This is a genomic window from Natronogracilivirga saccharolytica (assembly GCF_017921895.1).
Classification (GTDB): Bacteria; Bacteroidota; Rhodothermia; order Balneolales; family Natronogracilivirgulaceae; genus Natronogracilivirga; species Natronogracilivirga saccharolytica.
On the sequence record NZ_JAFIDN010000001.1, the window covers coordinates 556,320 to 581,071 of the forward strand.

Annotated in this window: 20 protein-coding genes; 2 read left to right on the forward strand and 18 right to left on the reverse strand. The window is 50.4% G+C overall.

The window, feature by feature from the left end:
• Positions 1 to 116: 116 nt before the first annotated feature.
• The 6 genes from aroA to NATSA_RS02235 all read right to left on the reverse strand — a co-directional run bounded on the left by aroA (position 117) and on the right by NATSA_RS02235 (position 9,264).
• Positions 117 to 1,406 carry a 3-phosphoshikimate 1-carboxyvinyltransferase gene (gene aroA / locus NATSA_RS02210; protein ID WP_210510007.1) on the reverse strand — a complete coding sequence of 430 codons (1,290 nt, stop codon included), beginning with the start codon at positions 1,404 to 1,406 and terminating at the stop codon, positions 117 to 119.
• Positions 1,407 to 1,420: 14 nt separating this feature from the next.
• Complete coding sequence (locus NATSA_RS02215) at positions 1,421 to 4,408, reverse strand: tetratricopeptide repeat protein (protein ID WP_210510009.1); 2,988 nt, start codon at positions 4,406 to 4,408, stop codon at positions 1,421 to 1,423.
• 122 nt (positions 4,409 to 4,530) lie between these two features.
• A complete protein-coding gene (locus tag NATSA_RS02220) occupies positions 4,531 to 5,217 on the reverse strand; it encodes a CBS domain-containing protein (RefSeq protein ID WP_210510011.1) in 687 nt (228 codons plus the stop codon).
• Positions 5,174 to 6,511 (reverse strand): GTPase HflX, encoded by a 1,338-nt coding sequence (hflX, locus tag NATSA_RS02225; RefSeq protein ID WP_210510012.1) that lies wholly within the window; start codon positions 6,509 to 6,511, stop codon positions 5,174 to 5,176. Before hflX ends, NATSA_RS02220 begins: the two co-directional genes overlap by 44 nt.
• A 35-nt stretch (positions 6,512 to 6,546) precedes the next feature.
• Complete coding sequence (locus NATSA_RS02230; protein ID WP_210510013.1) at positions 6,547 to 7,125, reverse strand: hypothetical protein; 579 nt, start codon at positions 7,123 to 7,125, stop codon at positions 6,547 to 6,549.
• Positions 7,126 to 7,128: 3 nt separating this feature from the next.
• Positions 7,129 to 9,264: a BatA domain-containing protein gene (locus NATSA_RS02235; RefSeq protein ID WP_210510014.1), complete on the reverse strand. Its 2,136-nt coding sequence runs from the start codon at positions 9,262 to 9,264 to the stop codon at positions 7,129 to 7,131.
• 81 nt (positions 9,265 to 9,345) lie between these two features.
• On the opposite strand from NATSA_RS02235, the gene NATSA_RS02240 reads away from it, so the two are divergent.
• Positions 9,346 to 12,048: a hypothetical protein gene (locus tag NATSA_RS02240; protein ID WP_210510015.1), complete on the forward strand. Its 2,703-nt coding sequence runs from the start codon at positions 9,346 to 9,348 to the stop codon at positions 12,046 to 12,048.
• Positions 12,049 to 12,064: 16 nt separating this feature from the next.
• On the opposite strand, the gene NATSA_RS02245 is transcribed toward NATSA_RS02240, so the two are convergent.
• The 11 genes from NATSA_RS02245 to NATSA_RS02295 form a co-directional block, all read right to left on the reverse strand.
• A complete protein-coding gene (locus tag NATSA_RS02245) occupies positions 12,065 to 12,970 on the reverse strand; it encodes a TIGR01777 family oxidoreductase (RefSeq protein WP_210510016.1) in 906 nt (301 codons plus the stop codon).
• 15 nt (positions 12,971 to 12,985) lie between these two features.
• On the reverse strand, positions 12,986 to 13,801 hold the full coding sequence (locus NATSA_RS02250) for a phosphatidate cytidylyltransferase (protein WP_210510017.1): 816 nt from the start codon (positions 13,799 to 13,801) through the stop codon (positions 12,986 to 12,988).
• Between the two features lie 96 nt (positions 13,802 to 13,897).
• Entirely contained in the window at positions 13,898 to 14,218 is a 321-nt protein-coding gene (locus NATSA_RS02255) for a putative signal transducing protein (protein WP_210510018.1), read from the reverse strand.
• A 3-nt stretch (positions 14,219 to 14,221) separates the two neighbouring features.
• Positions 14,222 to 15,241 (reverse strand): CPBP family intramembrane glutamic endopeptidase, encoded by a 1,020-nt coding sequence (locus NATSA_RS02260; RefSeq protein WP_210510020.1) that lies wholly within the window; start codon positions 15,239 to 15,241, stop codon positions 14,222 to 14,224.
• Between the two features lie 45 nt (positions 15,242 to 15,286).
• Positions 15,287 to 15,859 carry a DUF4199 domain-containing protein gene (locus NATSA_RS02265; protein ID WP_210510022.1) on the reverse strand — a complete coding sequence of 191 codons (573 nt, stop codon included), beginning with the start codon at positions 15,857 to 15,859 and terminating at the stop codon, positions 15,287 to 15,289.
• A gap of 10 nt (positions 15,860 to 15,869) precedes the next feature.
• Positions 15,870 to 16,355 (reverse strand): DUF2085 domain-containing protein, encoded by a 486-nt coding sequence (locus NATSA_RS02270; RefSeq protein WP_210510024.1) that lies wholly within the window; start codon positions 16,353 to 16,355, stop codon positions 15,870 to 15,872.
• Between the two features lie 63 nt (positions 16,356 to 16,418).
• Entirely contained in the window at positions 16,419 to 17,282 is an 864-nt protein-coding gene (nadC, locus tag NATSA_RS02275; RefSeq protein ID WP_210510026.1) for a carboxylating nicotinate-nucleotide diphosphorylase, read from the reverse strand.
• Positions 17,266 to 17,703, reverse strand: coding sequence for an acyl-CoA thioesterase (locus NATSA_RS02280; protein ID WP_246481572.1), 438 nt, complete (start codon positions 17,701 to 17,703; stop codon positions 17,266 to 17,268). Before NATSA_RS02280 ends, nadC begins: the two co-directional genes overlap by 17 nt.
• Before the next feature lie 3 nt (positions 17,704 to 17,706).
• The gene (locus NATSA_RS02285) at positions 17,707 to 18,669 is read right to left on the reverse strand and encodes an acetyl-CoA carboxylase carboxyltransferase subunit alpha (RefSeq protein WP_210510028.1); all 963 of its coding nucleotides are present in this window, start codon (positions 18,667 to 18,669) and stop codon (positions 17,707 to 17,709) included.
• A gap of 98 nt (positions 18,670 to 18,767) precedes the next feature.
• Positions 18,768 to 19,502, reverse strand: a complete 735-nt coding sequence (locus NATSA_RS02290) for a polyprenol monophosphomannose synthase (RefSeq protein ID WP_210510030.1) — start codon at positions 19,500 to 19,502, stop codon at positions 18,768 to 18,770.
• Between the two features lies 1 nt (position 19,503).
• Positions 19,504 to 21,000 carry a sugar transferase gene (locus NATSA_RS02295; RefSeq protein WP_210510032.1) on the reverse strand — a complete coding sequence of 499 codons (1,497 nt, stop codon included), beginning with the start codon at positions 20,998 to 21,000 and terminating at the stop codon, positions 19,504 to 19,506.
• Between the two features lie 179 nt (positions 21,001 to 21,179).
• Between NATSA_RS02295 and tgt the strand changes: the two genes are divergently transcribed.
• Positions 21,180 to 22,307 carry a tRNA guanosine(34) transglycosylase Tgt gene (gene tgt / locus NATSA_RS02300; RefSeq protein WP_210510034.1) on the forward strand — a complete coding sequence of 376 codons (1,128 nt, stop codon included), beginning with the start codon at positions 21,180 to 21,182 and terminating at the stop codon, positions 22,305 to 22,307.
• A gap of 84 nt (positions 22,308 to 22,391) precedes the next feature.
• On the opposite strand, the gene NATSA_RS02305 is transcribed toward tgt, so the two are convergent.
• Entirely contained in the window at positions 22,392 to 24,557 is a 2,166-nt protein-coding gene (locus NATSA_RS02305) for a glycosyltransferase (RefSeq protein WP_210510036.1), read from the reverse strand.
• Positions 24,558 to 24,752: the final 195 nt, after the last annotated feature.

A 24,752-nucleotide genomic window follows, 5' to 3' on the forward strand; every position in this document is an offset into this window, starting at 1 on the left:
ACATTCTGTAAGTAACATTTTTATTACTTCTGCCAGCACTAATGCAATTACGATGCCAACACACGGAGAGGCAGTTTTATCTGTCGAATTGACAGAGAACAGGTGTACCGGCCTGATCAGCGGTATGACAGGATGTCCAGATGATCCCAGAATTCCGTATATGACACTGCGGCGGCTTCTGCGTCAGCAATTTCTGACACACCGTCAGCCTTAAGCGCCAATATGGCAGCTGCCATGGCGATGCGGTGATCATGGAAACTGAGGTATCTTCCAGGTAAAAGGCGGGCATCCGGTTTGCCTGAAATGGTTAGTCCGTCCTCATATGTCCTGATCTGGACTCCCGATTGATGCAGCATTTTTTCCATCGCAGCCAGGCGGTCGCTTTCCTTGACGCGGAGTTCACCGGCACCCCGGATATGCGAAACCCCGTCTGCACAAGCCATGGCCACAGACAGAACGGGCAGCTCATCAATGACATCAGGCACTTCTTCTGCCTGAATGCTGGTGGCTTTCAGACGGGCAGAACGGACCACAATATCAGCAACGGGTTCTCCGGCAGAAGTACGTTCACCGGTTACCGAAATATCGGCTCCCATCCTTTCGAGGACTTTCAGGGCTCCGCTTCGGGTAGGATTGATACCGGTGCCGGAAAGTCTGATTTCGGAATCATTTAAAACAGATCCGGCGACCAGCCAGAATGCAGCGGATGAAAAATCGCCCGGGATGTGAAGCTTCATCGGCCTGACCGCATGATCGCGGCTGACCGTAATAATCTTTTTATTGCCCTGCTGTTTTACCGGAAGCTGCAGCATGGTTTCCGTATGATTTCTGCTGGGCAGCGTTTCCGTGACTGTAGTGGGGTTGCTTCCGAATAAACCGGCCAGTAAAACACACGACTTGAGCTGTGCACTGGGAACCGGCAGTGTGAAATCAACAGATGCAAGCTCCCGGTTCCTTTCAATCCGCAGCGGAGGATATCCTCCTTCAGATGATGTAATTTCAGCCCCCATCTGCATCAGGGGCTCAATAATTCGCATCATAGGCCTGGAAGAAAGGGACTCATCTCCCGTGAGTGTAGCCGGTATTCCGGCCCCTGCCAGTATGCCGGACAAGAGCCGCATCACGGTTCCGGAGTTCCCGCAGTCTATTTCCTGTCCGGGCACCTTCATATTCCAGCGGCCGGGACCTGTAATCACGACATCGCTTCCTTCCTGAATGACTTCAGCACCCAGCAGCCGGATGCATTGCAATGCGGTTTGCGGATCCTGGGCTGGCGGAAAGTTCTTAATCTCAGAGCGGCCTTCAGCCAGAAGCGAAAACAGTGCTGCCCTCTGGGCAATGGATTTGTCTGCCGGAACGGATATATGACCTTGGAGTTTTGCCGCGGGGAGTATTGATTTATTCATACCTTCTGAAGCGGTTACAGTTGCTCGGACGCCTGACGGGCATATTTCGTATCCGGAAAACGCTCGATGACATCCTGAAGGGTCTGACTGGCCCTTCCGGTCCGACCCATCTCTCTGTATGAGTCGGCTGTGGCCAGCATCGCCCGGGCGACCCATTCATCATAAGCTTCATACAGTGCGCTCACACGCGCAAATTCATCGATCGCCTCTTCGTGATTGTTCCGTGCCTGCTCGACTTTTCCAAGATAATACTGCGCTTCGGCCCCCCTGTTTGCGGTACTCATCTCCGCAACGCGTGAAAAGAGCTGGCTGGCATCCATATACTGTCCCCGCTCGAGTGCAACCCGCCCTTTTCCGATGAGTGACTGCTGGTGATCATCACGGATATCCGTTGCCCTCCTGTAGGCAGATTCTGCACGGCCGGTTCTTCCGTCTGCGAAATAAGCATCACCCAGAGTCGCAAGTGCTTCAACCTGCAGTCGCCCCTCACTTTCAACCAGTTTTTCCAGTGCGCTGATGGCGTCGGAATATCGCTCCTGCTCGTATTCAATCCGGCCAATATTCAGCAGGGATGGATCAACCCTGTCGGATTCCGGGTATTCATCAACAATGGTGCGATAGGCAGCAACAGCCTCAGAGTACTCACGAAGCTGTTCATAGGCGTCGCCGATATTATACCAGGCTTCCGGAATCATGGACTCGGAGGTGGTCACTCTGATGTAGTGCCGGAATGAACTGACCGCTTGTTCGTAATCTCCGGCCTGCAAGAGGTTTTCGGCCTGACGGAATCTCAGCTGGTCGGCGGTTCCGGTTTGCGGATGCTGATTCAGAAAATCTTCCAGGATATCAAGACTTGTATCTTCTTTACCTCCGGCAAGCTGGGCGAACTGAATTCCGTTCACTGCGTCAACGACCAGACGGCTTCCGGGGTATTCATCGAGTACGGTCCGATAGGCTTCCACGGCTTCTTCAAACTGGCCGGCATTATAGAAAGCATCACCAATTTGATACTGGGCACGTGCCGCCCACTCGGTACCGGGATAGCGATTGATCAGCTCATGAAATTCTTCTATGGCCTGATCATAATTGCCGTTCAAAAAGAAGATATAGCCAATATTGTATCTGGCCTGCTCTCTCAGGTTGCTTTCCGGAAAGACGCGCGGCAACCGCCGGAATGTTCTTACAGCCTCGAAGGACTGATCGTTTCTGAAGTAGCTGTTGCCCATTTGGAAAAGGGCATAATCGCCGCCCTCTTCCGACCCGGCCACCTGGTCATAATTCGCGATAGCATCGTCGTATCTTCCCAGCGCATAGTAAGAATCGCCGATTCTGAGCCTGGTATCAATTTCATACGGAAAAAGCGCCATGGGAGGCGGTTCATGGTCACGTTTGAACGCCTCGAAATAGCGCACTGCCTGCAGGAAGTTTCTCATGTGAAAGTTTGCCCATCCCAGAGAGTATGAGGCTGCTCCGGCAAACCTGTGGTCGGGATAACCTTCCAGAAAACGTTCAAAATGGCGTGCCGCCTGCTCCCACTGGCTGAGATTGTAATAACTGTCGGCACTCCAGAAAAGTGCTTCGGCAGCAAGTTCACCCGAGGGCTGATCCCGGTAAACTTCTTCAAAAGCACGTGCGGCTTCTCTGAATGCATGATTTTCATACAAGACCCAGGCCCTCTGAAAACGGGCCTGCCGCTTCATATCCGCATCAACTTCATCCGTCTGCTCTGCAATTTCAAAAGCCCTGACAGCCCGGGTAAATTCGTTGTTTGCAAAATAGGCTTCCCCGAGCAGGGAGTATACCTTGCCGGGATCCTCCAGGTCGTCATCTCCCCTTATGAGTCTCTGAAGTACATCAATGGCCAGATCGTATCTACCCAGCTCAAATGCCGTCAGCGCCCACTCATAGTAGGCATACTCTACCCAGAACCCGTCGGTGTACCGGTCTCCGAAAGTTTCAAACACTTCCAGGGCGCGGTCATAACGGCCGCTGAGCTTGTAGTTGACGGCCTGATAATATCGTGCCTTCCGGGCCAGTTCGTCATCTCCCTTCGCCGCTTTTCCAAATGACTCTGCCGCCCAGTGATAGACCTGTTGTTTATGATAAACCCATCCCAGCCCATAATGGGCGGGACGCTCTTCCATTTCATCGTCTGCAAGATTGATATACCGGCGGTAAAAAGTAGCGGCCCGGTCAAAATTTTCCAGGTAATTATGACTTTCCGCGATGAGCAGCACCGCTTTCATCTGTGCTTCCCCTTCCAGGTACGACATTTCACTGCGCAGGGCCTCAATGGCTTCTTCGTAGCGCTCCTGGCGGTAGTACATCTCGCCGAGTGCCGTCCCGATCTGACGTGTTACGGTATGGTTGGGATATCGCTCCCGAAGCGATTCAAATACTGCTGAGGACTGATCAAAATCTTCTTTTTCCAGATAAAGCCTGCCACGGGAATAGAGAGCCTTTGGCGCCCATTCGGTTTCAGGATACATGTGCGCCAGCGTATCGTACAGAACGGATGCACTGTCGGTTGCGGCCATTTCCCGGGTTGACTCGGCCATCAAAAACAGGAAACGCGCTCTTTCGTCTTTTTCTGTTTCGATTTTATAGGCACGGGAGTAATCCGACAGAGCCTCTTCAAAGTCCTGCATCTGAAAACTTCGGCTTCCCATATCTTCAAGGACTCTGGCAGCATATCTGCCGGCGGGGTAATCCTGGAGAAACTGCTCTGTGTAGACCCTGTGGTTCAGCGTGTCCAGGGCAGCCTGTGACTTGGCAAGGTAAAAGCGGGCATCTTCAGTAAAATGACGCTCTTGACCGGACTGCAGGGCTTTGTTAAAATAGTTTGCTGCCTGCAGGAACAGCCCCTCTTCATAGAGTCTTTTCCCTGTTTCAAAATGGTCGTGAGCCGGAGACGGTGACGACTGGCCGTGAGCCGGAGGCGGTATAAAAACCCAGCCTGCCAGCACCAGCAGGATAATACATAATCTAAAAAGCCCTGTCATTTTGTTTGCAATCAGAAATTAGGGAAAGCCGCAATATTTTAAAGGTTACAATATAATAATTGACCGGGAATAGTTCTTCTGCAGATTATCAGGCGGATCCGGATGGAGTCATGCAGACCTTGTCAGATGTCGAGATAGCGGAGCAGCTCATCAGCCCGTTCCTCATAGCGCTGATCTTCCTGGTTTTCCATGCTGTGATTATCTACTATAAACTCGTGCCTTCGCAAAGCGGCAACAATACGTCCGGGATCGGGCAAGTTCAGCTTGATGGAAACCACATAGAAGGGATGGCTGTCTTTGGGTGATTCTACGCTCAATCCAAGTATAAGTCCGCCCTCTGCTTCGATTATCCGGACCATTTGGGACAAAGTGAAATCCCGCTCCTTGAAGTGGATGGTGATCAGCGAACCGTATTCGGTAAAATTCATCATACGGATAATCCGGTCGAAAAGAATCCGTCTTTCGACTACACCGAGGTAGTTGCGGTCATGCTCAACGACGGGAATAAGACTGATATCATTTTTGTCCATCAACCGGACAGTATCAAACACATTCTGATCCGGCGCGGTTGCAACAGCTTCTGCATCCCTGATCAGCATTACACTGTCGACAGACCCGCAGTGCTTTTCTGCCGCTTCCCGGGAAACCATGCCGATAAAGCGGTTGGTTGTCCGGTCAACAACAGGCAAAACCCCCTGGCCGCTCTCCAAAATGGCAGCCAGAGCTTCAGCAGCCGTATCTGATGCCCTCAGGGGTTTTATATGTTCACTGATAATTTCCCGGATCAGCATGGTTTTCTCCGTTCGCACCCTGCAAATCTGTACCGGATGCATTGTTTTTCCTCAGCAGTTCGTCGAGCCTGCCGGAGTATTTCTCGTGAATCCTGCAAGTAATTACGATCGAATCCTCATCATATGACTCCTCTTCAACCTCGGCTACTTCATGTAAAAACGAAACTACGTGATAGTTCTGTATGGGCAAGACAATTTTTCGGTATAAATAGTTGCTTTCAACTCTTTTTTTGATCTCACGGGAAATATCATCCAGCCCGATACCTCTGTATGCAGATACCATCACGGCACCCGGATACTGATGTTTGACGTCAGCCATGTCCTGCGGGGATTCCAGCAGATCTACCTTGTTAAAGACCAGAATTACCGGCTTTTTGTGGACTTCGAGTTCTTCGAGTGTTTTATTGACCGTTTCGATGTAGTCGTTTTTTACCGGAGATGCGACGTCCACCACATGCAGGAGAATGTCGGCTTCCCTGATTTCATCCAGTGTCGACTTGAAACTTTCCACCAGATTGTGGGGCAGTTTTCGGATGAATCCTACGGTATCAGAGAGCAATACTTCTTCCTGGTCAATCTGAAGCCGGCGGACGGTAGCATCGAGTGTCGCAAAAAGGCGGTTTTCCGCAAATACGGAGGTGTCGGTCATGGCATTCATCAGTGATGACTTGCCGGCGTTGGTGTACCCGACGAGTGCAACACGTAGCGCATCTTTTCTGCCTTTGCGCTGGACTTTCCGCTGATTGTCCAGCTTCTCAAGTTTTTCTTTCAGCACGGAAATGCGCCGGCCGATGAGCCTGCGGTCGGTTTCAATCTGAGTCTCACCCGGTCCCTTTGTGCCGATACCGCCTTTTTGCCGTGAAAGGTGCGTCCAGTAGCGGGTCAGTCTCGGAAGCAGGTACTGAAGCTGCGCAAGTTCAACCTGGGTTTTGGCCGCTGACGTTTTTGCCCTCGAGGCAAAAATATCAAGGATCAGGCCGCTGCGGTCCAGCACTTTGGACTCGGTTGCCTTTTCAATATTCCTGGCCTGGGTTGGCGACAGGTCATCGTCGAATATCACAAGATCGGCAGATGCCTCTTTCATCTTCTGCCGGACCTCTCTGAGCTTGCCCTTGCCGATATAGGTACTCACATCCGGCCGCGGCTTATGCTGAAGGATTTTGTCAACGGTGACGCCTCCGGCGGTGTCAGCAAGAAGCTCAAGTTCCGTAATGTATTCTTCCGCCTGTCTCTTATCTATGGTATCACCGTAAATACCAACCAGTACTGCCCGTTCTTTGCTTTCTATGTTGGATTGAATATCGCTGTTCAAAAAACTCTTCCTGTTCCGTTAATCTGTGATGAGAATTACAATTTGAGCTGTTTGATATCCGTGCTTTCAAGCTCTCCGAGATGAAAGCGCCGGCCCAGCTTTCTCTGGATGATGTGGCCGAAAGAAAGGCGTTTTTCAATCGGGATATCAATTTCCAGCCGGATATTACGGGAGCGGTCTGCCTGCAAATGATCGGGATAAAAGAAAACATAGGTCTGGTTCTTGCCTTCATTGCGCTCTACGTAATCCATAATCCGGTTCCAGGCAACGGTTTGGGAGGGGTCATTGACATTTTTTACGATGCCGTGATCGGTTACGTAGCGGCGCGACATCAGGTGGCTGGTGATGAACCAGGTGATTCCAATCCAGTTATAGCACATCAGGGTGACTGTATGATGGTGCAGCTGCTGTACGTACACAAGGGCGGTCAGGCTGACGGAGAATAGCAGAAAAATCGTGGCAAAAAGCGGGTAGCCAAACAACTTCCCTGCGCTCCAGCTGAGTTCTACATTTCTCAGGCGCAAGGCATTTGAAGCCGTGACAACCATGATCATCGTCGTTCCGAGAGTTACCAAGGCCACTATCGCAAGGTGTATCGTAGCAAGTTGTATCATACATCAAGCCTGTTTATCAGCACCGGTTTCCGTTTTGTATGTCTTTGAAATAATGCATTCTGCAATCATAAAAGCAAGCGCAATAATTATAAACAAACTCCATATTTCTCGTCCGAAACTGATATCAGCCATTGCTGTGCGAATTTCCGACTCACTGTAACCTGTGATATCGAGTACTCCGGCCAGCGACAGGCTCTCTTCGAGAAATTCTTCGGTTTCTGTTATGGATAACGACGTAAAGTCCGATTCCGATATATCCTGATTCACCGCGATGACATATTTTTTTTCATCCAGATTCATCTCCAGCCAACCCGGCGACCATTCAACAGCCGGGTACCGGACTCTGAGCCCCTGTCCGCCTGATGCCGTTTCCGGACGTATCTCGTCTCCGTTCAGTTTCATGGTTACACTGGTTCCGATATCGGCAAACTGTCTGTCAAATGACCTGCCCAGTGTATGCTCGCGAACACCACCCTGTTCCCATGCAACCGCATACAGTATCATGCGGTAGACCAGCGGGGCATACAGCGGCTTGATGCTCAGGTTTGACCAGCCCGGCGAAAATCCCATCGTGCCGACCAGAATCATGCCGTCTCCAAAACGGTGTTCTACAAAAAGCGGCTCATCCAGATTGGATCGCAGCAGCGATGTGCCGGAAGTTCCGGCATCCCTGTCATAGCGCAGATAGTGATAGATGGTCGGCATATCAATTCGCAACTCATCCTCGTCGGACTGGAATACATCATCCAGCAGAATATGTCCTTCTGACAGGGGCTGGAACGAAGCTACTTCTTCAAACCGGCCGTAAGTGCCTCTCATGCCTGAATAGGAACCGGCATCAAACTGACTCAGGAAGCGATTGTATTCTGACATGCTTCCCTTTTCGGACGGAACGAAGAACAGGCCGCGTCCCTGCTGGACAAACTGCACCAGTTCGGCCTGCAGATAGTCGGGTATCTGCTCCGGACTTTCAAGTATAAGCGCATCGAAGTTGTCCAGCTCATGATCACGGATGTTCCGCATGTCGGTAGTTTCGGCCTTTACCCGGGTTCCCGTCTCCGATACTGCGTCAAGAACGGGTTTGAGATAAGAACGGCGGGAACGGTCTTCGCCTTCATCTCCGATCAGCAGCACATTGCGGCTTTCCGGGACATCGATGGAAAAATAGCGCTTGTGGTCGAAGGTATATGTTCCGCCTTCGAGTATGGCTTTGCCCCCGATGGTGCCCGGTGATTCGGGAATGACTTCGAACAGAAGCTCTTTTTCCTGGCCGGCCTCGAGATCCACATCGTACTGCCCCATTCGTTCACCGTCAATTTCGAGACTCAGGTAGGAGTTGTATGCCGGCTGATCCCCGAAGTTTTTCACAGTAACGGCAACTCCCACGGGGATACCTTCGCCGAGTACATGGTCCGTCAGCTCCACCGATGCAACCGAAATATTCTGAAACGAATCATCACCCACGCGGATAAACGTGACGGAATGTTCACTTTCGGGATCGTCGTTGTTGTAGTTGTCTTTGAATTTTTGGAGATGTGTTTTTCGTGCATCGGAAATCCAGTAGGCATGCCCGCTTTGGCCGGGCTGGTCAGCAAGCCGTTCCTGAAGCAGACGCATCCGCTCAGCGGGATAACCGCCCTTGTTCAGGGGTTCAAGATCTTCCAGATATCTGAGCGCCTCGGCCCGGCGCATGATCCTGCCGGATTCCACTTCACCGTGGCTGGGCACTATGAGAAACCGCGCGTCATCGGATGACTGTTCGATGACCTCACGGGCTGCCGTTTTCGCCTGATCCATGTAAGGGCCCGCTTCATCGATCTGCATCATGCTGGGTCCGTTGTCGATGAGCAGTGCGATGACCTGCTGCCCGGAAGAGGCGCCCAGCCAGCCCGATATTTGCGGCGGAAGGAACGGCCTGGCCAAAGCGGTGACCAGCATGGCAATGCCAAGAACACGGAGGGCCAGCAGCAAGTACCGTTTGAGGTTCAGACGCCGGATGGTCGATTTTTGCAGCTCCTGAAAAAAAGCCAGTGTGGAAAATGCAATTTTCCTGGGCTTGCGGAAGTTAATGAAATGGATGATGACCGGTATGGCCACCGCCGCTAAAGCCGCAAATAAGATTGGGTTCAGAAAACTCATCCAAAAAATGATATTTTATGTTGTCCGCGAACGATATGATGTAAACGTTGTGCCTGTACAGGTATTTCCCAACACTTGTTTATGATAGCAATATCCAGATTCTCCTTCCTTTTATTTTTTTCGGTAATTATCGCCGCCTCCGGCTGTTCCGACCGGCCTGCCGACCATCCCTGGACGGCGGCCATCCCATCCGAAAGTCCGCTGACCTTCCTTCACAATGATGCCGGTTTTGACTCCGTGCTGGAAAAAAGCAGCAGCTCCCTGCTTGAGGATATTTCAGATTTCGATCTTGAGCTTGTATCGGACATGCAAGGCGGATTTGATGAAACGCTTGCCGTAAAAGGGGTTGCACTGTTCCCCGGAGAGGGCGGCAACATGAACCCCGTTTTTATAATGCAGGACCCGGGCGCGGGGCTGGATGCCATCGCCGATCCTTTCCGCAAGCAAATGGCCGAAAACAGCTACCGTTTCAACAATCAGAAAATCCACATTCTTCACATAAACGGTCAGCGCCTGTTTGCCACCCAGCTGAATAACTGGATTGTAATGAGCAACAACAGTATCGCCGTTGAAAACAGCTATCTTACCTATATGGATGATGATGCGCATGTACGCATCTCCGAAGACCAGCTTGCCGGAGGCGATATGCTGCTCAACACACCACGGTTTGAAAACTGGGTCAAGGCCGTCGGAGCACCCCGCTATCTCCCAAGATTCCGTGAGCTTTTTTCGGGCACAGAACCTGCGGTAATCTCTGTTCATGACCAGGATTACGATGATCCGCTTTATGAACGCTCGCTTTCCGCTACCATTCCGCTCTCAGGTGATGCCTCCTCTCCGTTTCTGAACACCTTCACATCCGAACCGGAAAGCTTTGATCTTGACCGTTACATCCCTTCCGATGCCGCTTTTTTTTCCGTTTATCATCAGGACACAAATGTGCCCGATATTGATGAGACCGAGCCCGTCGGACCGCTTGACACCCTTTTGCGAAACGATCCCGACCGTATAGGGGAAATATCCGGAACACTATCCCGCACAACGGCTTTTGCCACATTTGAAGCCAGCGGCTTTTTGTCGGAAGGCGAACACATGTATCTCCGGCGTCTGGAGGACAACTCCGGTTTCAGCCGTATCCTGAGTGAACTGGAAAGCGAAGGCTTCCTGCAGCAGACCGGAGACATCTACTATGCCAGCAGCGCCATTCTTGGCCGGCTTCTGGCCGGACCGAACAGCGGCATCAGCGATTTTTATATCAGCCGCTCCGGCAGTGCCGCAGTAATCACCAAGCGCTCCGGCTTGTCGCGCAGAGTCGACCAGGACAGGCGCCGAAGAGCTGTTTATTATTATGATGATGACTACATGGCCGCCAGGGAGCGCCATCCGCAAAACGTGAGCAGCTGGACATATTCCCGTACCGCACCTCTTTTAAATTATCTGGATCCGATGCTCAGCCCTGTTAACCATGCCGGTTCGCTTGCGGGCTTGATGGATGTGGGGGCGATGAGCATGGTGCGTGAGAACAACAGCCTGGAATTGAGCATGGACTTGTATTACAGCGAAGATCGTACCGATCCGGTCAGGGACTTGTGGGTTTACGACATCGGAGGAGCACGCCTCACCGGAAAACCGGTACTCGGCAATCTTGGACGCGGATCAAGGGATCAGATTATCGCAGCCACGGACAGAAATGAGATCATCGGCATTGCCTCTGACGGAACCGGATTTCTGGAAATGCAGACGGACAACCAGGAGCCGATAGGTTCACCCGTGCTTTATGACTGGTACGGCAACAATCAGCTCGCCGTCCTGGTGGCAGCGGGCAATCGCATTTATGCCTGGAATGCGCAGGGTGTTCCGCTTCCCAACTTTCCGGTTACGATGGATGAGGAAATCACAGCACCGCTTGCCGTTTCGGATGTGGCCCGCGACGGCCGGCCGGAAATGATCGTAGCCACGGCCGACCGGAAAATCCACGTCCTGAACCAGCGCGGCCGAAACATTGAAGGATGGCCTCAGGAAGTCAATACCCGGGTTCGCCATCAGCCGGTATTCAAAGAGCACGGTGGTGAACATAATCTCTGGGTGACAGCAGGAAACGCTCTGTTCAGTTTTACTGATAGCGGCGAGCGGAGACAGGCGTTTCCGGTGTTCATTGAGTCGGACTTCGGCCCGATCAGCTTCCACAATGACCACATTCTTGCCGGAGGCTCGGATGGTCATCTGTATGCCATCGGAGAAGAACCGTACTTTGCCGATTCTCTTGTGGCAGCCCCCGAAAACAACGATGCAGGGGGTGATGAACAAAACGGGCTTTATGTACGAAGGGTTTATGTCGGAAACGCCCCCGTCATTAATGCCCCGATCGTACGGAGACTGCGAATTGACGACAGCGGCGGCAACACCGAAACCCTTATTGGAGTCCAGACCCGGGACGGAAACATGTTTCTGCTGAACGAGGGCGGACAGTTGCGCCTGACCAGAAACATGGGCCAGGAATCAGCCGGTTATAACAATATGATGATTGCTGATCTCGATGGCAGCGGCAAGGAGGATATTATCGGTGTGAGCAGCAACGGCAGAGTCTATGCATGGCAGGTCGAATCCGGAGAGCGGCTTGAAAATATTCCGGCCACTTCTGTGAGGATGCCAATTGTAACTGACATTCTAGGAAACGGAGATATGGAACTGATCGGACAGACACGTGACGGAATCCGGGCGTGGTCATTCCGGTTTCTGGAAGATGAAGAGGAGGAGGAAGAAGAGAACGACAACGAAGAATAGCACATTGGAGTCAGGCTCAATTCTTCAGCAGAAGATCCACCAACGCAGGTTTCAGTGTTGAAAAATCAAAATCAAAGCCGTGTTTCTGCAGCTTTTCGGGCACTACTCTGTGACTGGCGGTAAGCATTTCTGCCGCCTCGCCAAATGCCGCCTGCAGTGCAAAACCGGGAACCCTGAACACCGACGGTCTCGAAAGCACTTCCCCGAGTACCGAGGTAAACGTATCCATGGTCACCGGTTCGGGAGCCGTGATATTTACAGGTCCCGAAATTTCTTCGTTTTTCACCACAAACAGCAGGCTTCTGCACAAATCACTGATATGCACCCAGGGGAAAAACTGTTTTCCTGATCCCAGGGAACCGCCGATAAACGACTTGAAAACAGGCAGCATTGTCGCCAGCGCACCGCCACCCTTTCCCAGAACCACACCAAACCGCGGGTTGACAACACGTACCCCGAAATCTGCCGCCCTGGCAGATTCCGCCTCCCATTCCCGGCATACGTCAGCCAGAAAACCATCACCGGACTCAGAGTCTTCCGTAATTACATCATCTCCCTGATCGTTGTAATAGTCCACTCCGGATGCGGAAATGAACAGATGCGGCTTTTTGTCCGCTTTCTCCATTCCGGATACCAGTGCACTGGTCGTGCGGATCCGGCTCTCATAAATCCTCTTTTTAACGCTCTTAGTCCAGCGTTTTCCAAATATATTCTCTCCGGCCAGATTGATAACGACATCTGTTTCGGAAAGATGATCTGACGGGTCATCCTGCACAGGCACAAACTGCAGCTTTTCATTCCCGCTGCCGGAATGTTTTCCGGGATTTCTGCTGGCTGCCTTTATATGGTGGCCGTCTTCAACCAGCATCTGGCACAGACGGGATCCGATAAATCCGGTTCCACCGGTAATGTAGAATTTCATAGCGGCCTCCGAGGATTAGAACAAGCCAAAGAAATCAAGAATACCAAGATAGATCACAGCGGCCGGGGCGGAAAACATAACAGCATCAAAACGGTCATAAAACCCGCCATGACCGGGCATGAGTCCGGATGAATCCTTGATGCCGGAAGCTCTTTTAAGCTTGCTTTCGGCAAGGTCACCGGCAGGACCAAAGAATCCTGTTACTGCGGCAAAACCTGCAGCTGCCCCCCAGCTGAGAGGAAATCCGGAAATAAATGCCTTGCATAGAGATACAGCCAGGAGACTGCCGACGAACCCCCAGACAAAACCTTCTATCGTTTTGGCCGGACTGATGGACGGTGCCAGCGGATGCTTTCCCATCGTTTTACCTCCGGCATAAGCAAAAACATCGTTTGACCATACCATGAGCAGCAGGGTAAGGGTAAGAATAAATCCGGTGCTGTCATCCTGGTAGTTCCGCAGCAATAAGAGTCCGGAAAAAAAAGCGGGAACCACGACAGCGACCATGACAGTGGTTACCAGACGTTTCCAGCCATTGACCTGATGGCTGAATGTTTCAATGAGGAAGGTCAGAAGCAGCAGCGCCAGGAAAAACAACCATGCAGTTGCGGGAAACAGCACAAACAGCAGGATCGGTACGCCGAGCAGCAGGGCCAGCGGGGTAAGCACTTTCATCTCCTGCTTTTCGATCATCCGTATGATTTCGAGCTGAATGATTCCGGATATCAACAGCAGAATAATCAGGAAATAGTATCCGCCAAGCCAGGTCAGGTACAAAAAAACCGGTGCCGCCACCAGAGCGGTAACTATGCGCTTTGTTAATTCAGACACCCTCAGCTCCTCTCAGTAATGAAATCATCAGCACTAACAGGTTTATTCAATCAGAAACAGCGACTGACGCTGCAATTTGGTTGATGTTTCGATTTTTTACGTGTCATCGGTTTGCGGATCATCAGAATCATGATCTGATCCCTGGTTTTCCGGATCTTCAAAATCAATTGTCCCGTCTTTCCACTCTTTTAGTGCTTTTTCGGCATCCGAAACCTCCTCACTGGGAACATAAAGGAAAATGGCAGACAGGTCGCCAAAATTCACATTATAGGCACTGTCTTTTTTGGACAGAACCTGACATGTCAGTCCCTGATCCTGAAGATAAGCCTGGACCAGCCGGGCTTCACTTTCCATACTGGTCTCATAAATGCATTTCCAGTCATCAATTTTATCGGGCGACAATTTTTCATTGAACATATGCTACTCCCGTTCGGTTATGTGATGGATGTATCGTATTACCATAATAGTGACTCCTGCACTAACCAACAATAACCAGACGGGCGGAAGTTCGGTTGCCGTCATCTGTTCCAGGGCATAATCAGAATAAAGAGATGCAACCAGCACACTGCCGCCATTGTTGACAAAATGTCCGGTAATGGCCGGGTAGATGCTGTCGGATCTCCATACCAGCCACGCCAGAAGCATGCCTATCAAAGTGAGCGGTATCAGCTGGGTCAGACGGATGTGGAACAGCCCGAATAACACCCCTCCGACTATGATAGCCGCCCAGATGCCCCATGACTTTTCCATGAGTCGCTGTGCATACCCCCGGAACAGAATTTCCTCGCATATGGACGGAACCAGGCCCACATGAAACAGGGCGATCAGGGTGACGTGATCGGCTGTCAGGAAACCCTTGATCATCTCCATCTGAGTCTCCTCCATAGCCATGTAACCGTCCCACATCGGTATCTGGGCATTGAGCCAGGAAAACAGCCATATCACGGGCTGCATGACAATCACCAGAACCACGGTCAGCAATACGACCGGCAATGTTTTGTCATCGGTCCGGAAACGAAGAAAGGCCGATCGTTTTCCGGTGGTTACCAGACCGGTGATCAGCCAGGTCATAAGACCCAGAAAAAGAATCTGGCTGATTGAGTTTGTGATAAAGAGCACATCGATGTGTTCCATCAGTAATTCCACATCGAACGCTGTTACCGCATCATCGGCAGCAGTAATGAGATAAATGGCCGCCATGGTGTTACCGGCCAGCTGGAACAGTACAAATCCGAGTACTACCCAGACCAGGGCAAGCAGCCAGGGCGGAAACCCGTTTCGTTCTGCCCAGCTTTGCTGGTGAAGGTAGCCGGAGGGCGAAGTAAATCCGGGTCCGGAGCCGGATTCACCTTGTCCCCCGGAATCAGGGTTGTGCTGCTGACTTCCGGAACTGTTCATTCCGGAGTTGTTCAAGCCGGAATTGTTCTCATCATGCTGCATGGTATGTCAGATTGTTTGAAAAATTGGATGATCATCCGGCTGTACTCAGATTGCTTCTTCCTGCGGGGGTTTACCCATGAACTTGGCGGCAAGCAGACCACTCAGCAGATTGAGCAGACCATAGGTCAGAACGCCGAAAAACAAATTCTGAATTATGGTGCCCGCAGAATAGTAGTTCTGCATATCTGCATACATGGCATCAATCATCTCATCCCTTGTCGCCGCCGGCAATGCATCCATCATCTCAATATTTGCGATCATGGCAGACTGCAGATTTTCAATGTACGAGCTGTCTATTACCGGCCATATCATCGAAAAAACCTGATAAACCAGAGTGATAAAAATGCCGGTGACCAGACCGATTACGGCTCCGGTTCCGATTTTCAGTTCCGGACCGTATTCATTGATGTACAGTTTTACGGCGAGCACGCCACCGAAAGCGCCTATCAGGCAGCCAATGACAGATGCGACTATGGTGCCGCTGAAAAAGGTTCCGGTGGGCTCAGAATGTATGGTCGCATAACTTCCGATGGTAGCCACAAGAAATACAATAAAGCCGAATATGACTCCGGCCATTCCTGCGGCATTCCAGTAACTTTTCTTTTCTACAGGTTCCATATGCATTTCCTCATTTTTTTTCCCGGGGTATTATGATTGCAAATACTAACAGGCCTCCTGCTGAAAATCCCCAGACCGCTCCGATGACGGAACGATAACTATCAGCAGTACTCCAAAGCTCCAGTATGTTTGCTGATCCGTCAACAACAGCAGCCAGCGATCCGATCAGAAATATTCCGGTAATATAATGTTTCCAGTAATTCACTGAAGCATAAATCACTGAGAAAATCATCAAACCTGAAAGCAAACCGGAATAGATTCCGGTGCACCGGCTGCAAACGGCAAGCGGCACTCCTCCAATGTGAAATGATCTGTCGATCTGCTGATGACAAACAAACGAAAACAGCTTTTTTTGCCAGCTTCCGGCCCATCCGGCAATATCCTCATAGATTAACGGCGGACTCCAGGCCGATGCAGCAAAAAAAAGGGCGGCTGATAGTACGACAACCAGCAGCACGGGATGAAGCTTCAGCACATCAGACGCACCATTATGCATCGAACTCCCCATTTTGCGTCGTTAACAAAATTTGATTCATGCCGGAAATTCTTCTCTGAAGCATCAGCCGCCGGAACGTTCACGTACCAGCATGGAAATATCCATTGCCCGGACCGAATGGGTCAGCTCTCCCGAGGATATAAAGTCAACACCCGCCCCGGCTATTTCCGGAACTCTATCCAGTGTCACATTACCAGAGACTTCGGTCAAAATCCTGCCGTTGATCCGCCTTACCGCTTCCCGCATTTCCTCAAGCAGCATATTATCCAGCATGACATACTCCACCGGCTCTGCTGCCAGCAGTTTATCGAGCTCGGCAAGACTGGTAACTTCGATTTCCAGCGGTGCTTCCGTGTTATGTTTGCTCCGGTAGGCCCTGCATCTGCTTACAGCCGCAGCAATACTGCCGGCCATGCGGATATGGTTTTCCTTGATCAGAAACCGGTCATCCAGCCTCATCCTGTGATTTTCACCTCCACCCGCCCGGACAGCGAGTTTATCCAGATACCGGTGGCCCGGCGCTGTTTTGCGCGTATCGAGGATTTTTGTTTTTGTTGATGACAGGGCCCGTACATACTTCCTGGTGCGCGTTGCTATGCCGCACATACGCTGGAAAAAATTGAGAATGGTCCGTTCCGCACTCAGCATGGGCGCCATGGGGCCTTCCAGAGTGGCTATCACACTTCCGCCGGCCACAATATCACCGTCGTTTCTGCCGGTATGGAATGTAATGTCCTTATCCAGCTTCCCGATGATAAAGTCTACAAGATCCAGACCAGCAAGTACGCCATTTTCCTTGGCCACCAGTACGGCCGACCCGGTTTCATCTCCGGAAAATATGGCATCTGTTGTGATATCTCCCCTGCCGATATCCTCTTCAAGAGCCAGTGTTACAATTCGGTCAACATGTTCAGGCCATTCCTGCATAGCTCTGCATTTTTTTTTTGAAAAATTCCGGGGCTCGAACGGGCCTCCGGGTGGCAGCATCCACGAATACAAGCTCGACCTTTCCCGTCACACTGGACTGATGCGAACCGGCGGGACGGATATCGTAATACGTCACAAGGCGAACCGCAGGTTCATCAAAGACCATCAAACGGCCGTTCATCAGCTCATCATACAAAATGGGTCGCCTGAAACGGATTTCCACATTAGCAACGGGGAGCATTACCCCTCTTTCTTCCATTTCAGCATATGAAAGACCTGCTTCGCGTATGAATTCGGTCCGGATGACCTCAAAATACTCGAGGTACCGGCTGTGATAAACCACCCCCATTTTGTCGGTTTCGCTGTACCGGCTTCTGAGCTGCATTTCATATGTTACAAGAGGATCTTTGTCAGGCAGCATCAGTTATTTTTTTGAAGTATCGGACCACGAACCCATCTGGGAGTATTTTTCGATACGCTGTGACTTCAGCTTATCGGGTTTCATTTTGGAGAGACGGTCCAGGCTTTCGGCTATCTGGTCACCTACCGCTACAGATGCCGCATCGTAATCCCGGTGTGCCCCGCCCAGTGGCTCGCTGATGATGCCGTCAATAACTTCCAGCTCCATAAGGTCCTTTGCACTCAGCTTAAGAGCCCGTGCAGCCTGTTCCTTGTAATCCCATGTTTTCCAGAGAATGGATGAGCAGGATTCCGGTGAAATAACCGAATACCATGTATTTTCCATCATGTATACTTCATTGCCCATTCCGATGCCAAGCGCTCCCCCGCTTGCCCCTTCACCGATGACGACGGTTACTACCGGCACTCTGAGAAGCGCCATTTCACGAAGATTCCGGGCGATCGCCTCTGCCTGTCCCCGCTCTTCCGCTTCAAGACCGGGAAAGGCTCCGGGAGTATCGAGCATGGTAATTACGGGAATCCCGAATTTCTCGGCTGTCTTCATCAGCCGCAGCGCTTTGCGGTAACCGTCCGGATTGGGCATGCCGAAATTCCGGTACTTTCTGCTTTTGGTGTCCCGTCCTTTCTGATGCCCGATGATCATGACGGAGCGCCCCCGGAATGCAGCCAGTCCGCCTACAATGGCTTTGTCGTCACTGTAGCACCGGTCACCATGAAGCTCAATAAAATTTTCCGTGAGCTTGTAGACATAATCAAGTGTGTAGGGGCGGTCGGGGTGACGCGCGAGCTGTACCCGCTGCCAGTGCGTCAGGTTGGTAAATATGGATTTTCTGAGCTCTTCAACCCTGCTGCGGAGCCGTTCAATTTCCGGTGTCAGCACATTGTCATCCGTAAGATGCAATTCACTCAGTTCGGAAATTTTCTTTTCCAGCTCAATAATCGGTTTTTCGAAATCAAGATAATTCATCGCGGATTTCCTAATTCATGGATATGCTGCACAAGATAAGACACAGACAACTAAGTTGCCGTCGAACAGGGCTCGCCGTTTCCCGGCCGTTTTTGACTTCAGAGTACTCCGAAAATACTGCGCAGCTTCAGCACCCAAACCATCCAAACCGCTTCAAAAACAATCTTTTTGGACATTTTGGAGACACCTTCGGTGCGTTCGCGAAATATGATGGAGGTTTCTTTCAGGCGGAAGCCGGCTCTAAAAGCCCTGAAATGTACCTCGATTTGAAAAGAATATCCATTTGAGCGGATTTTTTTAAGGTCTATTTTTTCAAGCACTTTCCGGGAAATGCATTTGAAACCGGCAGTGGTATCCTGAACAGGCAGCCCGGTTATGAATCTTGCATAGACATTGGCAGAGTATGACAGGATCAGCCGGGTCAGCGGCCAGTTAATGATACTTATGCCATTGGCATACCGTGACCCGATTGCCAGATCACAACGGCCTTCCTTGACCTCCCTGATGAGCCTGGGTACATCGTCAGGGTCATGTGAAAAATCAGCATCCATTTCGCAGACATATTCATATCCCTTGTCAAGCGCGAAATAAAATCCGGTTACATAGGCGGTTCCGAGACCAAGCTTGCCCTCACGCTCAATGAGATGGATCCGGTCCGGATTCTCACCCTGAAGCTTTTTTACCTCATCTGCCGTACCGTCAGGTGAACCATCATCAACAACAAGCACATCCACCTTCTCTTCAAGTCCCAGCAAATGGGGAAGCAGTTTCGTAATATTTTCCGCTTCGTTAAATGTCGGTATAATAATCAGTGATTCACTCTGGCCGCTCATCCTATTGTCCCTTTCCTTTTATTACGGTCATAATTGTATTAAAAAGGATCTTAAAATCCATCTTAAGTGAAATATTTTCAACATAAAAAAGATCATACTTCGTCTTTTCCTTGACATCTTCCAGATTCTCGTCGTACTTCCATTTGACCTGGGCCCATCCGGTTATTCCCGGCCGGACACGCAGTCTGCGGGAATACAACGGGATGGATTTTTTAAACTGCTCTACAAAATAGGGTCTTTCCGGACGCGGACCAACCAGGCTCATATCCCCTTTCAGTACATTGAAAAACTGGGGCAGCTCATCCAGACGCAGTTTTCTGAGCCAGTAGCCAACCGGTGTGATTCGCGGATCATTGTCACTTGCCCATACGGGTCCGCTCTCTTTTTCGGCATCAATAAACATGGTGCGGAACTTGTACATGGTGAAGACCCTGTCATACTTGCCCACCCTTTTTTGTCTGAAAATGGCCGGGCCTTTCGAGGTCATCCTGATCAGCAGGGCAATGACCAGCATGACCGGCAGTGTGGGGATCAATATGACGAGCGACAGGATAATATCCATCATTCGCTTGAAAAACTTCTCCCAGGTCGGCATCGGGTCGGGCATGACATCAATAAGCGGCAGTCCGAAAATCTGATTCGTCTGATTCAATCCGGTGATCATCTGATGGAAGTCCGGCAGTATTTTAACCGAGACATCCGGGATATCGATCTGATCCAGAATGGGTATGAGCTGTTCCTTTTCATCCGGCTCAAGCGCCACGATAATCTCCTGCACTCCATGATCCATGATCAGCTGCTTGATATCAGATACCTTGCCGGCGATCATATCCCTATCCACTTTTTCAGCACGTGCAACCTTTTCCTGAACCCCCGTATCTCCTTCATGCATATTCATTCCGCCGAACCCGGCATCACCATACTGGTCAGCCTGGTTATTGCTTCCGCCAAGTCTCAGGAAGCCGATCACGTTCATACCGGAGGTCTTGTGCCGGTGAAGATTTTCGTAAACGGACCGGGCCGATCCTCCGGTGCCGACGATAAATGCCCTGTGAAGCCCTTTTCCTTTTTGCACCCGTATTTTCTGGATGGTCCGCAGAATCAGCCGGCTTGTGGATACGCAAATCAGGACAATCAGCCAGTAAATGAGTGTAACCCATTTGGCCTGATGGAGGTTATCAGATGTCCAGCCGAGCGAATCAATAAACAGAAGGAAAAAAAGAATCAGGGTTCCGATTATGGAAATTTTTGCTACCCTGATGATTTCATCGAACCGGGAAATGAGATAGAGGTGCCGGTACAGTCCGAACACCCCGAATATAGCGATCCAGTAAACGGATATAACCACTCCGGGCAGGAAAAGACTGTACGGAGCGGCGCTGGTAGGCTCAATTCCCCAGCCCAGCTCAAATCGCACATAGTAAAAACCATACCAGGCCAGAATCAGGAAGACAAAGTCACTGACAATGGTTACAACTATTTCTCTGGCTTTCTCCAAATCTTAAAAATCCGGGTCTTGTTTCCGGCAAGTCCATGGAAGCTGCAATACCTTCATGAACCGCTTTGTTTCATAATTTACATCTGCGTAGATTTTATTCCTTTTACGCACCGCACACATTTTCAAAGCATAACTGGTGCATTTATAACGCAGAATTTGCTATAACACTATAATATAACGTGTTCACACTCAGAAAAGAAACGACGAAAGGTAAAGCCAGAACAGGAGAATTAAAAACCGATCACGGTACCATCGATACTCCCATATTCATGCCTGTGGGTACTGCCGGGACGGTCAAGGCACTGGATCGTTCTGCCCTGCTGGAAAAAGTAAAGGCTCCGGTTATCCTGGGCAATACCTATCACCTGTACCTCAGACCGGGAAACCGGATCATGGAAAAAGCAGGGGGACTGCATTCCTTCATGAACTGGCCGGGCGCCATTCTTACCGATTCCGGCGGGTATCAGGTTTTTTCTTTGTCTGATATCCGCGAACTGGAACCCGACGGCGTCGTATTCAAGAGCCATCTCGACGGATCACGGCACAAATTTACCCCGGAAAGCGTCATCGAAACACAGCGAATTTTCGGATCGGATATCATGATGGTTCTGGATGAGTGTCCGCCATATCCTGCTTCTGAGTCCTATGTCCGCAATTCACTGGATCTCACTCATCGTTGGGCGGGCATGTGTTTTGACGCCTTTCATAACAGTTCCGGCAGATACGGCCACAGACAATTTCTTTTCGGAATAACCCAGGGCGGCGTTTATCCGGAGCTTCGCAGGCAGTCGGTTGAAACCTTGTCTGAAACCGGTTTTGACGGTTTGGCAATCGGAGGGCTCAGCGTGGGGGAGCCACCGGAGATGATGTATGAAATGACCGATATCAGCACTGATTACATGCCTGTGAACAAGCCGCGTTACCTGATGGGGGTCGGGACCCCTGCCGATTTGCTGGAATCAGTAGCCCGCGGAATAGACATGTTTGATTGCGTCATGCCTACCCGCAATGCAAGAAACGGCATGCTGTTTACCAGAAATGGAATTATTAATGTGAAAAACGCCCGGTGGAAAGAGCACTTTGAACCGGCTGATCCCGGTTTTCATTCCGACCTGTGCCAGTATCATACCATGGCCTATATACACCACCTTTTTCGTGCCGGTGAAATTCTGGGCCTGCAGCTGGCATCCGCCCATAACCTGACATTTTATTTATGGCTTATGGAGCAAATTCGCATGCATATTTCTGATGATACGTATGATGACTGGTACCCCGGTATGGCCGAAACCATGCGGAAAAGATTGTAACGGGTTCAGGAATTTGCGGCTGCCGGACTGCATCTGCCTCAAGTAATCTCCCTGCCAGCCCCATGGTGCAAACTCTCTGTGCGATCAATTTGAGCTTTCGTCGATCGGCGAGAGTGTCGGCCTGCGATACATCCATGTTTTGACAAGAATGTCCAAATCCATCCACACCGAATAATTCTGCAGATAGAACAGCTCATACATCTGTTTTTCATCCTCATGGTAAAGCCGGTTTTCGGATAACTGGCGGAAACCTGTCAGGCCCGGTTTGACGTTGGCAAAGTGCGGCTTTTTGTCAGGTATGACGGGACTGCCGACCAGACTTACTTTTCCGGCAAGTACCTGCAGCAGAAGCATATACCGGTTACGCCACCGGTGTTCCGAGTAGGGAAGAATCAAAGGCACGGTAATCCGGCGGCTCTCTGACATATACAGATTCAGACGGCTGATTTTTTTCCGCGAGAATATGACCGGGAGGGCCAGAAGCGGGGTCAGCAATAGAACCATGATAAATGACAAACCCAAATCCAGTACCCGTTTTACAAACAAATTCCAGCGGGTAAAATATGGCAGGTTGACATCCATCACGGGAATGTCGTCAAGATATTCCACATTGGTTTTGCCAACAATATAGTCCATGGAGTCGGGTACAATGCGGGGATAAACCGATGTTTCTCTCAGTTCAGAAATGGTTCTGAGAATCTGGTCGTAGTCGACCGCCGGCAAAATGAATATGATTTCATTGACCTGATGGTATCTGACCAGCTGCGGAATGGAACTCAGATCACCGATCACCGGAACATTTTCTATTTCATCGTATTTATAATCGGTGTTCTGGGCGACCAGTCCGGTCAGCTTGTAATTCCAGTCGGCCCGGGATCTCAGTTTGCGGATCAGTTCGGGCGTCTTTTCACTCAGTCCAACCAGCAGTACCTTCCGCTCCAGAAAACTTCCCGGGATATTCGGGGCTTTCTGTGATCTGTTGATCTGAAACAGTCTGATTCCGGTCAGAAGCACAACTCCGGCCATTGCGCTCAGCATGAGTATCAGGCGTGAAAAAGCGAAATCCCGAAGAAAAAACGTAATGACGACAACTCCGGCAAAGGCGATTACGGTACTCTTGATGACCGCCGGAAGTGAAAATCTGTTTTTTCCGTACAAATCGTAATACAGGGCACTGATGAGATAAATCACACTCAGCAGCAGGTTGACGGCCAGGAACCCGATGTTGTAATGGACCAGGATATTTGCGGGATGGATCTCATATCTCCACACAAAAAACACGATCACCAGAATATTCAGGATGCCAAGATCGGTGATTGGCTGTGAGAGTTTTCCGACAAGGGCCGACACATACGAGATGAAACCTTTAAGAATGATTCCTGTGAGGATAAAAATCCGGAAGAACAGTGTGTAGCCAAAGCTGTAGTGTTTGTTGAAAAACTTGTACATGGCTTTATTAAAAGTAACCACGTAGTCAAGGTTTTCCTTTTTTGTGCTCTCCCCCTTGTAGTGAATGATGCTGGTATCGGGAATGTAATCAATCTCCCATCCGGCCTGCATGGTCCGGTAGCAAAGGTCAATATCCTCACCGTACATAAAGAACTGTTCATCAAATCCGCCGGCTTTCTTCAGCACATCTGTACGAAAAAACATGAAGGCGCCCGAAAGTACGGGCACTCTGCCTGGACTGTCCTCATCCTGTCCGCCAAGATAGTAAGCGGAAAAGCGCCGGCTGTTGGGGAACAGTTTCGGAAGGCCGAGTATTTTCCACAGTGCCGACATGGGAGTGGGTACGGATCGTCGTGATTCGGGCGCAAAAGTGCCGTCGGGATTGAGAATTTTGCACCCTGATGCACCCGTTTCCGGGTTGTCTTCCATGTGCGAGTACATCACGGAAAGGGTATCCTGCCTGACCAGCGTATCCGGATTGATGAGCAGCGTATATTTTCCCTTAGCTTTTCGGATGGCCTGGTTATTGGCTTTTCCGAAGCCAAGATTGTAATCATTTTTCAGGTAGATAACATCCGGAAACCTTCGTCTGAGGTAGGGAACAGAACCGTCCGAGGAGGCATTATCGACAACAAAGATTTCAATATTCAGATTATTGCGTGCCTTGTAAAGTGAATCCAGCAGGTTTGCAACAAACTCCTTGACGTTGTAATTGACGATAACAATACTGATATCAATGCTGCTGTGTCCGGACGAGTCCTTTTTCAATACGTTTATTTTGTTTTCTGTTTCGTCATCCATTTCCATTCCTGACCGTGGAACGTATACATACCGGCTTTAATCTTTTCTTTTCCTGAAGAGACGAAATTACAAAAAAAACGTCAAAAGGATGCCAGGGATTGGGATAAAAAAAAAGCGGGACGCCGTGGTTATGGAGGACCGTTGAGCGCCCCGCTGAGGGGGGTAAAGATAAAAAAAGAGATGAGGCGACCACCT

Excerpts from the sequence above, each read along its gene's own strand:
- aroA (WP_210510007.1), bottom strand. The coding sequence starts at position 1,406 with ATGAATAAATCAATACTCCCCGCGGCAAAACTCCAAGGTCATATATCC.
- NATSA_RS02215 (WP_210510009.1), bottom strand. The coding sequence starts at position 4,408 with ATGACAGGGCTTTTTAGATTATGTATTATCCTGCTGGTGCTGGCAGGC.
- NATSA_RS02230 (WP_210510013.1), bottom strand. The coding sequence starts at position 7,125 with ATGATACAACTTGCTACGATACACCTTGCGATAGTGGCCTTGGTAACT.
- NATSA_RS02235 (WP_210510014.1), bottom strand. The coding sequence starts at position 9,264 with ATGAGTTTTCTGAACCCAATCTTATTTGCGGCTTTAGCGGCGGTGGCC.
- NATSA_RS02240 (WP_210510015.1), top strand. The coding sequence starts at position 9,346 with ATGATAGCAATATCCAGATTCTCCTTCCTTTTATTTTTTTCGGTAATT.
- NATSA_RS02245 (WP_210510016.1), bottom strand. The coding sequence starts at position 12,970 with ATGAAATTCTACATTACCGGTGGAACCGGATTTATCGGATCCCGTCTG.
- NATSA_RS02255 (WP_210510018.1), bottom strand. The coding sequence starts at position 14,218 with ATGTTCAATGAAAAATTGTCGCCCGATAAAATTGATGACTGGAAATGC.
- NATSA_RS02260 (WP_210510020.1), bottom strand. The coding sequence starts at position 15,241 with ATGCAGCATGATGAGAACAATTCCGGCTTGAACAACTCCGGAATGAAC.
- NATSA_RS02265 (WP_210510022.1), bottom strand. The coding sequence starts at position 15,859 with ATGGAACCTGTAGAAAAGAAAAGTTACTGGAATGCCGCAGGAATGGCC.
- NATSA_RS02270 (WP_210510024.1), bottom strand. The coding sequence starts at position 16,355 with ATGCATAATGGTGCGTCTGATGTGCTGAAGCTTCATCCCGTGCTGCTG.
- nadC (WP_210510026.1), bottom strand. The coding sequence starts at position 17,282 with ATGCAGGAATGGCCTGAACATGTTGACCGAATTGTAACACTGGCTCTT.
- NATSA_RS02280 (WP_246481572.1), bottom strand. The coding sequence starts at position 17,703 with ATGCTGCCTGACAAAGATCCTCTTGTAACATATGAAATGCAGCTCAGA.
- NATSA_RS02285 (WP_210510028.1), bottom strand. The coding sequence starts at position 18,669 with ATGAATTATCTTGATTTCGAAAAACCGATTATTGAGCTGGAAAAGAAA.
- NATSA_RS02290 (WP_210510030.1), bottom strand. The coding sequence starts at position 19,502 with ATGAGCGGCCAGAGTGAATCACTGATTATTATACCGACATTTAACGAA.
- NATSA_RS02305 (WP_210510036.1), bottom strand. The coding sequence starts at position 24,557 with ATGGATGACGAAACAGAAAACAAAATAAACGTATTGAAAAAGGACTCG.